This is a genomic window from Streptomyces rubellomurinus, assembly GCF_000961885.1.
Lineage (GTDB): Bacteria > Actinomycetota > Actinomycetes > Streptomycetales > Streptomycetaceae > Kitasatospora > Kitasatospora rubellomurina.
The window spans coordinates 73,678-86,042 of the sequence record NZ_JZKH01000001.1; the positions used below are offsets into that span (position 1 = coordinate 73,678).

The 12,365-nt window shown below is 76.1% G+C and carries 12 protein-coding genes; 1 reads left to right on the plus strand and 11 read right to left on the minus strand.

Features of this window, described 5'->3' with window-relative positions:
- Positions 1-9: 9 nt before the first annotated feature.
- The 11 genes from VM95_RS45550 to VM95_RS00395 form a co-directional block, all read right to left on the minus strand.
- Complete coding sequence (locus VM95_RS45550) at positions 10-1,818, minus strand: methyltransferase domain-containing protein (RefSeq protein ID WP_425265264.1); 1,809 nt, start codon at positions 1,816-1,818, stop codon at positions 10-12.
- Positions 1,815-2,294 carry a pyridoxamine 5'-phosphate oxidase family protein gene (locus tag VM95_RS00350; RefSeq protein ID WP_063773423.1) on the minus strand — a complete coding sequence of 160 codons (480 nt, stop codon included), beginning with the start codon at positions 2,292-2,294 and terminating at the stop codon, positions 1,815-1,817. Before VM95_RS00350 ends, VM95_RS45550 begins: the two co-directional genes overlap by 4 nt.
- 92 nt (positions 2,295-2,386) lie before the next feature.
- The gene (locus VM95_RS00355) at positions 2,387-3,103 is read right to left on the minus strand and encodes a response regulator (RefSeq protein WP_045691874.1); all 717 of its coding nucleotides are present in this window, start codon (positions 3,101-3,103) and stop codon (positions 2,387-2,389) included.
- Positions 3,104-3,223: 120 nt separating this feature from the next.
- A complete protein-coding gene (locus VM95_RS00360; RefSeq protein WP_045691875.1) occupies positions 3,224-3,757 on the minus strand; it encodes a hypothetical protein in 534 nt (177 codons plus the stop codon).
- A gap of 125 nt (positions 3,758-3,882) precedes the next feature.
- On the minus strand, positions 3,883-5,688 hold the full coding sequence (gene ctaD / locus VM95_RS00365) for an aa3-type cytochrome oxidase subunit I (RefSeq protein ID WP_482258397.1): 1,806 nt from the start codon (positions 5,686-5,688) through the stop codon (positions 3,883-3,885).
- Positions 5,689-5,892: 204 nt separating this feature from the next.
- Entirely contained in the window at positions 5,893-6,777 is an 885-nt protein-coding gene (locus tag VM95_RS00370) for a Vgb family protein (protein ID WP_045691877.1), read from the minus strand.
- A complete protein-coding gene (locus VM95_RS00375; RefSeq protein WP_244178556.1) occupies positions 6,756-7,958 on the minus strand; it encodes a winged helix DNA-binding domain-containing protein in 1,203 nt (400 codons plus the stop codon). The genes VM95_RS00370 and VM95_RS00375 overlap by 22 nt, the downstream gene beginning before the upstream one ends.
- Before the next feature lie 23 nt (positions 7,959-7,981).
- Entirely contained in the window at positions 7,982-8,722 is a 741-nt protein-coding gene (locus VM95_RS00380; RefSeq protein WP_045691878.1) for a glycerophosphodiester phosphodiesterase, read from the minus strand.
- Entirely contained in the window at positions 8,719-9,162 is a 444-nt protein-coding gene (locus tag VM95_RS00385) for a hypothetical protein (protein WP_045691879.1), read from the minus strand. Before VM95_RS00385 ends, VM95_RS00380 begins: the two co-directional genes overlap by 4 nt.
- Before the next feature lie 85 nt (positions 9,163-9,247).
- The gene (locus VM95_RS00390; protein ID WP_208615374.1) at positions 9,248-9,664 is read right to left on the minus strand and encodes a TOBE domain-containing protein; all 417 of its coding nucleotides are present in this window, start codon (positions 9,662-9,664) and stop codon (positions 9,248-9,250) included.
- A 119-nt stretch (positions 9,665-9,783) separates the two neighbouring features.
- Positions 9,784-10,977, minus strand: a complete 1,194-nt coding sequence (locus tag VM95_RS00395) for an ROK family transcriptional regulator (RefSeq protein WP_045691880.1) — start codon at positions 10,975-10,977, stop codon at positions 9,784-9,786.
- Positions 10,978-11,099: 122 nt separating this feature from the next.
- Between VM95_RS00395 and VM95_RS00400 the strand changes: the two genes are divergently transcribed.
- Complete coding sequence (locus tag VM95_RS00400) at positions 11,100-12,353, plus strand: MFS transporter (protein WP_045691881.1); 1,254 nt, start codon at positions 11,100-11,102, stop codon at positions 12,351-12,353.
- Positions 12,354-12,365 lie beyond the last annotated feature (12 nt).

A 12,365-nucleotide genomic window follows, 5' to 3' on the forward strand; every position in this document is an offset into this window, starting at 1 on the left:
CCGGGCCGGTCAGCGCGCCCACCAGTCGACGTCGGGCAGCCGTATCCAGACGTCGGCGGGCCCCGTGACGGCGCGGGCGTCGGCCGGGTCGAGGCCCGCGAAGGCGCACGCCTCGGCGACGGCCCGGTGCCGGTAGAGGTAGCCGGTCAGGACCTCCTCCGCGCTGCCGCCGGGGTGGGGGCCGCCGCCGGGGTGGAGGTCCCAGCCCTCCTCGGCGCCGTCGCGGAAGACGTTCCCCTGGTTGCCGCTCTTGGGATTGGCGTAGAGGCCGTAGCCGACGGTCCCGGCCGTCAGCCGGGCCATCGCCCCCGGGGTGAACGGGGTGTAGCCCCAGGGCTGGGTGACGACGCACCCGCCGGGCACGGTCGTGACGCCCGCGATGAGCAGGCATTCGTCCATCGAGAACGCCAGCGGGTCGTCGAGGTAGTCGGCCATGAACTCCTCCTCCGCCCGCACCGCGCCCAGCCAGCGGATCGCCTCCGCGGCGTCGATGCCGGCGACGCAGGCGAGCCCCGTGCCGTCGTAGTAGAAGTCCCCGAGCGCCGCGACGAGTCGGTGGCCGCGCTCGGCGGCGGCCCGCTCCGCCGCCGTCAGGCCCGGCTGCCCCAGGGGCACGGGGAACAGGTCGGGAACCGGACCGGCCAGGGCGAGCCGGCCCGGCGACCAGCCGCCGAGCTGGGGCCGCCAGGGGTCGGCACCGGCGGCGACCAGGGCGCGGGCGTTGTCCGGCCGGTCCGCGAGCACGGCCTCCCACAGCGCGGTCGCCCCCTCCTCCACCGCGTCCACGTCCGGGACGCGGCGCGCCAGTTCGGCCACCACCTCGGGCGAGCCGTACCTCGCCGCCCGGTGCAGGGGGCGCCACCCCCAGCCCGCGCCCTCCGGGTCGGCGCCCGCGTCGAGCAACGCCCGGATCCCGCCGACGTCCCGCCAACCGTCCCAGCCCACACCCTCCCAGCCGACACCGACCCAGCCCGTCATCGCTTCCCCCAACCCCTCACCGCCGGAGAGCGGGAGCCCGTGCGCCCACTCGTCCGTACACGATGGCACACGGGTCTGACAACGCCCGCCCGGTGACGTTCCGTCAAGCGCGGAAGGCCGCCAGGCGGTACCGCGGGTCGGGGCGCGGCGCGGGGCGTCCTGGTCGGGGAGGGCGGCGAGGGCCCGGAGGGCGGCCCCGGCGGTGGCCGGGTCGGCGCACCAGCCGATGCGGCCGCGCTCGATCTGCGCCCGCCAGGCGCGGGGGCTGCGGCCCTGGCCGTGGCCGGGGAAGGTGGTCGCGCCCGCCGGGCGGAGGCCGAGGGCGGCGGCCTGGGCCGTCACCCGGTCGAGCCGGTCGGTGACCTGCGGGGCGTGCCGGCGCCGCCACGGCCGCGTGGCCTCGGCGAGGTCGCCGGGCTCGGTGAACGACGCGTCGTTCTTGTCGACGGTGGTGACCAGCACCCCGCCGGGCCGCAGCACCCGGCGGGCCTCGGCGAGGACGGGCGCGGCGTCCGGGAGCAGGTGGAGCAACCAGACCAGCACCACGGCGTCCACGCTGCCGGCCCGGACCGGCAGCCGGGTGGCGTCCCCGCACAGGACGGCGCTGGGCAGGCGCTGCCCGGCGAGCCGGAGCATCCCCGGCGAGCGGTCGACGCCGAGGACGGTACGGCCCGGGCGGCGCAGCAGGGCGGTGACGATGCCCGTGCCGCAGGCGACGTCCAGCACCGTACGGGCCTGCGGCGGCAGCAGCCGTTCGACGGCTTCGGCGGCGGCCCGGGCCCGGGGTTCCCCGCCGCGCGAGGCATCGTACGCGCGCGCCTCGGCGTCGTAGTCGATCACGGTTCCTCCCCGCCCGCCCGCTTCCCCCCGGCAGTGAACCGGACCGGGCCCGGGCCGGGCAAGCGGCTCGACGGAAGCCGCCGCCCGGTGACGAGCTCGGGGCGGATCAGGATCCGGACGTCGGCGGCAGCGGCGGGATCGGCCGCATCGGCGGCATCGGCAGGATCGGCCGGGTGGGCCCGGGCGCGGCCGAGGACGGTGACGCACCAGCCGGAGCCGTCCGCCGCGTCGACCTCGTCGGCCTCGAAGGCGATCACGGCGCCGTCGACCGCGCGGACCAGGTCGGCGTCGGCTCCGGCGGCGAGCAGCACGCCGCCGGGGACGAGCCGGAACGGGACCGGCAGGACGGCCGGCAGGGCGCCGATGGTGTAGACCACCCGCCCGACCGCCGCCCGGCCCAGCAGGTCCAGCGCCCGCTCGGGGCCGAGGTCCCGCAGGCCGTCTTCTTCCTCGTACAGGTCGCGATCGCGGTTCATACCGGGATGGTCACCCGCCCCCGGCCGCCGCGGCGAGGGCCGATGGTCCCACCCGGCCCGCCACCGGGCCCGCCGCCAGGATCGCGCCGCCGTCAGACCCGGCCCCGCCGCAGCGACGACGGCGTCGCGGCGGCGGCCTGGCGCAGCTCGGTGGCGATCAGGGCGGCCTGCACCCGCCGCTCGACGCCGAGCTTGGCGAGCAGCCGGGAGACGTGGTTCTTCACCGTCTTCTCGGCGAGGTAGAGCCGCTCGCCGATCTGCCGGTTGGTCAGGCCCTCGCCGATCAGCGCCAGCACCTCCTCCTCGCGCGCGGTCAGCGCCGGCCCGGCGGTGGCCGGCCGGGCCGGTTCGGCGTCGCTGCGCAGCCGGTTCAGCAGGCGGGTCGCGGCGCCCGGGTCGAGCATCGAGCGGCCGGAGGCGACGGTGCGGACGGCGGCGACCAGGTCGGTGCCGCTGATCTGCTTGAGCACGTAACCGGCGGCGCCCGCCATCACGGCGTCCAGCAGCGCCTCCTCGTCGTCGAAGGAGGTGAGCATCAGGCAGGCCAGGTCGGGCATCCGCGAGCGCAGTTCACGGCAGACCGAGACGCCGTCGCCGTCCCCCAGCCGGACGTCCAGCACCGCGACGTCGGGCCGCAGCGCCGGCACCCGGACGAGCGCCTGCTCCGCGGTCGCGGCCTCGCCGACCACCGTCAGGTCCGGCTCGCCGTCCAGCAGGTCGTGCACGCCCCGGCGCACCACCTCGTGGTCGTCCAGCAGGAACACCCGCACCGGCGCCGAAGCCCCGGCACCCTCCGCCTTGGTCGCCATCACGCGGCTCCACCTTCATCACCCCCGCGCCCGGCCGGCGGGGCCCAGGTCATCATCACCCACCACCCCCGCCCGGCCCAGGGCCCAACGACCCCATTCGGGAGGACATCCGCGGGACCGTCACCGCCGCACGCTCCTCAGCCCCATCGCCAGGAACAGCAGCGCCACCCCCACCCCGCTGCCCGCCGCCAGCGCGGCCCGCGTCCCGGCCGTCCCGCCCCCGGAGAGGAGGACGGCCGCCGCCCCGAGCGAGGCGACGGCCGCGCCGACGACCAGCCACCCGGCCAGGCCGACCGCCGAGGACCGGCCGCTGCGCGGCGGGCGCGGCGCGGGCCCGGCGTCCAGGGCGATCCACCGCTCGTCCGCCTCCCGCTGCTCGACGCGACGCTCCCGCAGTGCCCGCAGCCACAGCGCCACGCCGCCGACCAGCCCGGCGAGGGCGAGCTGGGCGGCGGGCCGCCAGTCCCCCAGGGCGAGCAGCAGCCCGCCCGCGAGGGCGAGGGTCGCCCACCCGAGCACGCAGGCGGCAGCGGCCGTACGGGTGGAGCGGGGCCGGTCGGCGCCGGCCTGGAGGTCGGCGATGGCGGGCAGGTACCAGACGCAGCCGCCGGCGGTGAGGGCGGCGGTGGCGATGGCGAGGACGCTGTGGTTCATGGGCCGGGCCTTCCGGGGCGAAGCGATGCGAACGGACGGACGGATGCGAACGGACGGATGCGGGCGGGGAGATGGAATGCGGAGGACCGCCCCCGCCCGCGGCCGAGCCCGGGCGGGGCGGCACCTCACGGCCGGGAGCCGTCCGAGCCCGCCGCCGACCGCGCGGCGGCCCGGACCGCCGCCCGGCCGAGCGGCCGGTCGTACTTCGCCGGCTCGACGTCCGCCAGGTGGGGGGCCGGACTGCCGGTGTTCTCCAGGGCGTCCCGCGCGGCGATGTCGGGGTGGTGCAGGTCGAACGCCGGGGATTCGGAGCGGATCCGGGGCAGCGTCGTGAAGTTGTGCCGCGGCGGCGGGCAGGAGGTGGCCCACTCCAGCGAGCGGCCCCAGCCCCACGGGTCGTCCTGTTCGACCTTCTCGCCGTACTTGGCGGTCTTCCAGACGTTGTACAGGAACGGCAGGACGGACAGCCCGAGCAGGAACGAACCGATCGTCGACACCGTGTTCAGCGTGGTGAAGCCGTCCGACTCCAGGTAGTCGGCGTACCGCCGCGGCATCCCTTCCGCGCCGAGCCAGTGCTGCACCAGGAAGGTGGCGTGGAAGCCCACGGTGAGCGTCCAGAAGGTGATCCTGCCGAGCCGTTCGTCGAGCATCCGGCCGGTCATCTTGGGCCACCAGAAGTGGAATCCGGCGAACATCGCGTACACCACGGTGCCGAACAGCGTGTAGTGGAAGTGCGCGACGACGAAGTACGAGTCGGAGACGTGGAAGTCGATCGGCGGGGCGGCCAGCAGCACCCCGGTGAGGCCGCCGAAGAGGAAGGTGACCAGGAAGCCGACCGTCCACAGCATCGGCGTCTCGAAGCTGAGCGAGCCGCGCCACATGGTGCCGACCCAGTTGAAGAACTTCACCCCGGTCGGGACGGCGATCAGGAAGGTCATGAAGGAGAAGAAGGGCAGCAGCACCTGCCCGGTGACGTACATGTGGTGCGCCCAGACCGTGACCGACAGGCCGGCGATGGCGACGGTGGCGGCGATCAGGCCGGAGTAGCCGAACATCGGCTTGCGGCTGAAGACCGGGATGATCTCCGACACGATGCCGAAGAAGGGCAGCGCCAGGATGTACACCTCGGGGTGGCCGAAGAACCAGAACAGGTGCTGCCAGAGCATCGCCCCGCCGTTGGCCGGGTCGAAGACGTGGGCACCGAACTTGCGGTCCGCCTCCAGCGCGAACAGCGCGGCCGCGAGCACCGGGAAGACCAGCAGCACCAGCACCGAGGTGAGCAGCACGTTCCAGCAGAAGATGGACATCCGGAACATGGTCAGTCCGGGGGCGCGCATGCAGATGATGGTGGTGATGAAGTTGACCGCGCCGAAGATGCTGCCGAAGCCGGACAGCGCGACGCCCATGATCCACAGGTCGGCGCCGATGCCCGGCGAGTGGACGGCGTCGGACAGCGGCGCGTAGAGGAACCAGCCGAAGTCGGCGGCGCCCTGCGGGGTGAGGAAGCCCGCCGCCGCGATCAGCGAGCCGCCCATGAACAGCCAGTAGGCCAGCGCGTTGAGCCGTGGGAAGGCCACGTCGGGGGCGCCGATCTGCAGCGGCATGATCCAGTTCGCGAAGCCGGTGAACAGCGGCATCGCGAACAGCAGCAGCATGATCGAGCCGTGCATGGTGAAGGCCTGGTTGAACTGCTCGTTCGACAGGATCTGGTTACCGGGCCGGGCGAGTTCGGCGCGCATGACCAGGGCGAGGACGCCGCCGATCAGGAAGAACGCGAACGAGGACACCAGGTACATGGTGCCGATCGTCTTGTGGTTGGTGGTGGTCAACAGCCTGACCATGGCCGAGCCGGGCTGCCTGGCCCGAACCGCCTTGACCGGCCGGGGTGTTGGCGGGAGGGTGGGGTCGCCCTGTGCCTGGGTGGCGCTCAAGGACGCACTCCTTCGGAACGTCGTGCGGATGATGGCGTTCCATGATCCGAACGCACCACCGCCGCGCCCCAGGGCCGTTGGGCCCGGGCCCCCGGGGCCGCTGGGCCCGTCTTCCGGACCCCGGCCCGGGCCCTCCCGCCCCGGGCCCTCCCACCCGGGCCTCGCGCCCGCAGCCCCGGCCCCGGCCCCGCCGGCCCGGGTGCGTCAGGCGCCCAGCCGCAGGATCTGACCCCGCTCCAGCGCCGCGTACACCACGCCGTCCGCCCCGACCGCGATGCCGTGCGGCTCGGCGCCCGGGCCGGGGATCGGGTACCCGTCCAGCCGCCCGTCCGGGTGGAGCACCCCGATCCGGCCGGCGCCCCACTCGGAGAACCAGAGCGCGCCGTCCGGCCCGGCGGCGATCGCGTGCGGTTTGGCCGCCCGGTCGGCCAGCGGCTGTTCGGTGACCTGCCCGTCGACGGTGATCCGCCCGACCAGCCCGCCGCCGATCCCGACGTACCAGAGCGCGCCGTCCGCGCCCGCGGTGATGCCGACCGGCGCGGTGCCCTCGGTGGGCAGCCGGTGGACGGCCACCTCGCCGTCGAGGCCGATCCGGGCCACCGCGTCGGCCTGGTTGAGCGTGCACCACAGCGCGTCGTCCGGCCCGGCCGTGATCATCGACGGGAACGCCCCGGCGAGCGGGAGCGGGTACTCCTCGACCTCGCCGTCCACGCCGATCCGCCCCACCCGGCCGGCGCCCAGCTCGGTGAACCAGAGCGCGCCGTCCGGCCCGGCGGCGATGCCGTACGGCCCGGCGCCCTCGGTGCGGACGGGGAACGAGCTCGCCTCCCCGGCCGCCGTGATCCGCCCGATCCGGTGGTCGCGCATCCGGCTGAACCAGAGCGCCCCGTCCGGGCCGGCGGTGATGACGGCCGGGCCGCAGTCCGGCGCGCCGAGGCCGTACCGCCGCACCGAGCCGTCCGCCGTCAGCCGTCCGACCTCGCCGCTGTGCACCAGCGTGAACCAGACGTCCCCGCCGGGCGCCACGGTGATGCCGTACGGCCCGGCACCCTCCGGCGCCGCGTCGATCAGTTCCATGTCCCGTCGCATCCGCGTCCCCTCGTAGCAGTGGCGTCGGTCATGATCACATTCCCGCCCCGCCGCCGCCAGCGAGTTGTCCGGCACCGGGCCGGGGCGCCACGCCGGGGCGCTACGCCGGCGCCTCCACCCGGACGGACCCTTCGCCGCCCGCGAAGGCCAGCACCCGCCGCGCCTCGGCCTCGGCGCCCTCCCGGTCGGCCCGGGGCGAGCGGGCCGAACGGCTGCACCACCACGTCCTGCTCCGCCGTCAGCCGCCACGTCCCGGCGACCAGCCCGTCGACCAGCAGCGTGCCGAGCACGATGCCGTTCTGCGTCATCACCCGCCCCCGGTACCGCTCCGGCAGCACCCGGCCCCGGTCGGCGTGCGAGAGCAGCAGGTTGTCGAAGGGCGCGAGCAGCCGCACCGGCGCCGGGACGTCCTCGGCCGGCCGGGGTGCCTGCGGCAGGTCGTGGAGCAGCCGGCCCTGTTCGTCGCGGAAGGTGCGCAGCCGCGGCGCGAGCCTGGCCAGCACCGGGCCGAGGCCGCTGAGGCCGGACCACTTCTTCAGGTCGGCCGGGCCGGCCGGGCCGAACGCGGCGAGGTAGCGCAGGACGAGGTCGTCCAGCGCGGGCGCGGGGTCGAGCGGGCGGCCGAGCCAGGCCTCGGCGGTGGTGTGGGCGGCCGGGCCGCCGCGCCCCCACAGCCCGCGCGGCGGCACCTGGACGAGCGGCAGCAGGCAGCGCGCGGCCTGGGCCAGTGCGGCCGGGTCGCGGTCCGGGCGGCTGGCCGCCAGCAGCGGGCCGAGCTGCTGGAAGGTGCGCGGCCGCTCCTCGACCAGGCTCCGGGCCTCGGCGGCCAGGGCGGCGAGGTCGAGGCCGGCCAGCCGCTTGCCGTAGGTGGTGCGCAGCGCCTGGTCCAGGACGGGCTGGAGCAGCGGCCGCAGGGTCAGGCAGTCCTCGGCGGTGACCAGGTGGATGGTGCCGCGCTGCAGGGCGATCCGGACGACGGCCCGCTGCTCGATGAGCGTGCTGAGCCGGTCCGGGGTGAAGCCGTCCAGCCGGGAGAGCAGGCCGAGGTACGGGGGCTGCGGCGCGGCCTGGGCCTGCAGCCCGCCGAGGTGGCGGATCAGCTCGGCGGGCGGCCGGTCGGTGCGCTCCAGCAGGTGCTGGCGGGCGAGCAGGGCGCGCCCCAACGCCCGGGTGGTCAGCACCTGTTGGCCACCCGGAGGAGCGTTCACCGCCGGCCGTCCAGGACGGAGCGCAGCACGCCGATCCGGTTGCTGGTGATGGCGGCGACGCCGGTGTCGCGCAGCCGGCGCATGGTGCGCCGCAGGTCGGCCGTCCAGGTGGAGACGGAGAGTCCGGCGTCGGCGGCGCCGAGCACGAACTCGGCGGTGACCAGGCCGAACGGCGGGTTGAGGTAGCGCGGGCGCAGGTCGTCGAGCAGGGCCCGCCCGGGCAGCCGGGGCTGCTTCCAGGTGAGCGCGATGTCGGCGGTGGGGCTGAGGGCGCGCACGGCGAGCATGGCGGTGGCGGGGCCGCAGAAGGCGACCTGCCGTTCGGCGCCGAGGCCGGTGACGACGGACCAGGTGGCGGCGGCCGGGCCGGGGTCGTCGAGGTCGATCAGCAGCCGGGGGCCCGGCTGCTCCGCCCGGGGGTCGTGCGCGGCGGCCACCGCCTTGACGGCCTCGGCGAGGGTGGGGACGGCGAGTGCGCCCCGGCGCAGCTCGTCGAGCTGCTCGGCGGTGACCCGGTCGACGGCACGGGTGTCGCCCCAGAGCCGCTCCAGGGTGCGGTCGTGCAGCAGGACGGGCACCTGGTCGCGGGTGAGCTGGACGTCGACCTCGACGGCGTCGGCGCCGGCGGCGAGGGCGGACTCGATCGAGGGCAGGGTGTTCTCGCGGTACCGGTACGGGTCGCCGCGGTGGGCGACGGCGAGCGGCTTCCACCCGGTGGTGCTTCGGGCCGTGGTCATCGGATCCTCCCCGCGAGCCAGGGGGTGAGGTCGTGCACGCCGATGCCCTCGCGGTGGCTCGGCTCGCCGGGGACGGTGACGATCAGGGTGCTGGACGGCGGGAAGGCGCGCACCTTGACCTGGACGAGGTCCTTCCAGACCGCGTCGAGGAACGCGGGGACGCCGTCCCGCGCGACGTCGAAGGGGATGCCCTCGACGGTGACCACGGCCTCGTCGTGGGTGAACAGCCGGACGCCGACGGCCGGGCGGCCGCCGAACTCCAGCAGCGCCTCGTGCGGGACGGCGTCCAGCTCGCCGGGCCCGACCGCGCCAACCAGTCCGGCGAAAGTCCGGTCGCGGCCGATGTCGTGCTGGGCGCGGACCTCGCGGCCGTGCCGCGCGGCCACGGCTTCGATCGCGAGCACGGCGGCCTGGGTGGTCGGCAGCTTCGGGGGTGGCATCCGGGGCGGGCCTCTCGTTCGGCGTTCACTGACGGCGCGGCGGCCGGGACCTGGGGACCTCAGGGACCTTGGGGACCTTGGGGACCTAGCGCCGCTCGATCATCACATTGGTGGACTTGATAACCGCCGTGGCGGGCGCGCCGGGCACCAGGTTCAGCTCCTCCGCCGACTCCCGGCTGATCAGCGACACCACCCGGAACGGCCCGGCCTGGATCTCCACCCGCGCGGCCACGTCGCCGAGCAGCACGTCGGTGACGATCCCGGGGAAGCGGTTGCGTGCCGAGGACGGCCGGCCCTCCGCCTCGGCGGCCTCGGTGCGGGCCAACTCGCGGGCGAACGCGGCCAGTTCGGCGCCGGGAACGATCCGGTGCCCGTGCTCGTCGCGGGTGGCGGCGACCCGCCCGGCGTCCACCCAGCGCCGCATCGTGTCGGTGCTGACGCCGAGCAGCGCCGCGGCCTCGCCGATCCGGTAGGGGTTGACCGGCTGGTCGGCCTGGCCCATGTGCGACTCCTGACGCTGGTTCGAGGGGCGGGAGGGGCGGGGAGCGTGCCGCCGCGCCCCCGGCCATCCTGCCGCACCGGAGCCGCCGCGGTCGCCCTCGGGTCCTCCCGCGAGGGGCCTCACGGCTCGCCGAAGAGGTCCCGCCGGGCGGCGTCCCCGGCGGTGAGCACGGCCCCGGCGAGCACCGCGCCGCCGCCCGCCGTACCGGCCCGCACTTCGGTGCGCAGCGGGGAGAGCAGGGCGAGCCGCCGTTCGACCCGCGCGGCCAGCTCGTCCCCGCCGGCCCGGCCGAGTTCGCCGCCGAGCACCACGCAGCCGGGGTCGAGGACGACGCACACGGCGGCGGCGCCGAGCGCGATCCGCTCCGCCAGCTCGTCGAGGAACGCGCCGCCGGGCTCGCCGGGCCCGGACGCGGCCAGTGCGGCGCGTACGGCGGCCTCGGCGGCGGGCGCGTCCCCGGCCGGGTCGGCGGGCAGGCCGTGGGCACGGGCGAGTGCGCAGACGGCGGCGCTGCCGACCAGGCCGTGGAAGCCGCCCTCGCAGCTGTCGGCGCTGGGCAGGCCGACGGCGCCGGGGACGGGCAGGAAGCAGATCTCGCCGGTGCCGCCGGAGAAGCCGCGGCGCAGCCGCCCGTCCAGGACGACGGCGGCGCCGACGCTGTGGCCGAGCCAGAGCAGCACGAAGGTCTCGCGGTCGCGGGCGGCGCCGATCCGGTACTCGGCCCGCCCGGCGAGGTTGACCTCGTTCTCCAGGATCACCTCGACGCCCGGCAACTCCCGCAGTGCGGTGAGGAGTTCGGTGTGCCAGCCGGGCAGGTCGCCGGTGCTGTGGAGCCGCCCGGTGGCCGGGTCGACCAGCCCGGGGGCGCCGACCGCGATGGTGTGCAGCCGCTCGACGCCGGCGCCGCGCGCGGTCTCCCGCAGGACGTCGACGATCCGGGCGGCCGTCCCGGGCCCGCCGCCGCCGTCGACGGGGGCCTCGGCGGTGGCGAGGGTGCGCCCGGCGAGGTCGGCGACGATCAGGCTGACGCCGCCGGAGCGGACGTCGACGGCGCCGAGGTGGGCGCGGGAGGCGACGAGCGCGTAGACCCGGGCGTTGGGGCCGCGCCGCTGTTCGCCGCGCTCGCCGACCACGGCGACCAGGCCGGTGCGCTGGAGGCGGTCGAGCAGGTCGGCGACGGTGGGCCGGGACAGGCCGGTGAGGCCGCGCAGCTCGGTCGCGGTCAGGGGGCCCTGCTCCAGGAGCAGGTTGAGTGCCAGCCGGTCGTTGATCGCCCGGGCGGTGCTCGGCGTGGCCGTACGCGCGGTGGTCATGGCGGCTCATCCTTCCAGACGGTTTCTATCAGGGTCCCTTCCTGATAATTTATCGAACCGTCCGCCCGTGTGCTGCGCCACCGCGCGGACCCTGTCCGCCCGCGACCGGGAGGGAACGCCGGATGGCACACCCCACCGCACCATCGGCACCACCAGCACACGAACCGCTCGCCGACCCGCGCCGCGCCCGGACCGGCATCGCGCTCGTCTTCGCCGTGCACGGCGCCGTCGGCGGCACCTTCGTCACCCGCATCCCCTGGCTGCAGGAGCGCCTCGACCTCTCCTCCGGCCTGCTCGGCCTCGCCCTGGTCATGCCCGCCATCGGCTCCTCCCTGGCGATGCCGCTGGCCGGGCGGTTCGTGCACCGGTACGGCGGCCGGGCCGCCGTCCGCGGGCTCCTCTCGCTCTGGTGCCTCGCCCTCGCCCTCCCCGCGCTCGCCCCCGGCCTGCCCGTGCTGTGCGCCGCCCTGCTGCTGTACGGCGCCACGGCGGGCATGGCGGACGTCGCGATGAACGCGCAGGGCGTGGAGATCGAGCAGCGCCTCGGCCGCTCGATCATGTCCGGACTGCACGGCATGTGGAGCGCCGGCGGGCTGCTCGCCTCCGGCTTCGGCATCCTCGCCGCCCACCTCGACCTCGACGCCCGGCTCCAACTCGCCCTCACCGCGCTCGTGCTGCTCGCCCTCGCCCAGCCCGTCTGCCGCCTCCTGCCCGAGCTGCGGGCCGCCGAGGAGGCCGAGGCGCCGCCGCGCTTCGCCCTGCCGCCGCGCAGTTCACTGGTGATCGGCCTGGTCGGCTTCTGCGCGGTGTTCGCCGAGGGCGCCTCGATGGACTGGAGCGGCGTCTACCTGCGCGACGTCACCGGCTCCACGGCCACCGTCGCCGCCGCCTCGTACACCGCCTTCTCGCTCACCATGGCCGCCAGCCGCCTCGCCGGGGACGCGGTGATCCGCCGCCTCGGCGCCGCCCGCACCACCCGGCTCGGCGGCGCCGTCGCCACCGCCGGCGGCCTGCTCGTGGTCGCCGCCGACCGCCCGGCCCTGGCCATCCCCGGTTTCGCGCTGATCGGCATCGGCGTCGCGGTGATCGTCCCGCTCGCCTTCGCCGCCGCCGGCCGGATCGGCACCAACGCCAGCCAGGCCATCGCGGGCGTCGCCACCGTCACCTACACCTCCGGCCTGATCGCCCCCGCCGTCATCGGCACCCTCGCCCAGGCCACCTCGCTGACCGTCTCCTTCGGCCTGGTCACCGTCCTGTGCTGCGCCCTCCTGCCGGGCGCCGGCGCGCTGCGCCTCGGCGAACCGGGTTCCACGAAGGACGTCCCGACCGGCGCGGCTCCGGAGAACCCCTCCGGGAAGAACCTCAGCCCGATATGAGCCGATTCTCGT

Bases quoted from the DNA above. Each gene is read 5' to 3' on its own strand.
- VM95_RS00350 (WP_063773423.1), bottom strand. From the start codon at position 2,294: ATGAACCGCGATCGCGACCTGTACGAGGAAGAAGACGGCCTGCGGGAC.
- VM95_RS00355 (WP_045691874.1), bottom strand. From the start codon at position 3,103: ATGGCGACCAAGGCGGAGGGTGCCGGGGCTTCGGCGCCGGTGCGGGTG.
- VM95_RS00360 (WP_045691875.1), bottom strand. From the start codon at position 3,757: ATGAACCACAGCGTCCTCGCCATCGCCACCGCCGCCCTCACCGCCGGC.
- VM95_RS00370 (WP_045691877.1), bottom strand. From the start codon at position 6,777: ATGCGACGGGACATGGAACTGATCGACGCGGCGCCGGAGGGTGCCGGG.
- VM95_RS00380 (WP_045691878.1), bottom strand. From the start codon at position 8,722: ATGACCACGGCCCGAAGCACCACCGGGTGGAAGCCGCTCGCCGTCGCC.
- VM95_RS00385 (WP_045691879.1), bottom strand. From the start codon at position 9,162: ATGCCACCCCCGAAGCTGCCGACCACCCAGGCCGCCGTGCTCGCGATC.
- VM95_RS00390 (WP_208615374.1), bottom strand. From the start codon at position 9,664: ATGGGCCAGGCCGACCAGCCGGTCAACCCCTACCGGATCGGCGAGGCC.
- VM95_RS00395 (WP_045691880.1), bottom strand. From the start codon at position 10,977: ATGACCACCGCGCGTACGGCCACGCCGAGCACCGCCCGGGCGATCAAC.
- VM95_RS00400 (WP_045691881.1), top strand. From the start codon at position 11,100: ATGGCACACCCCACCGCACCATCGGCACCACCAGCACACGAACCGCTC.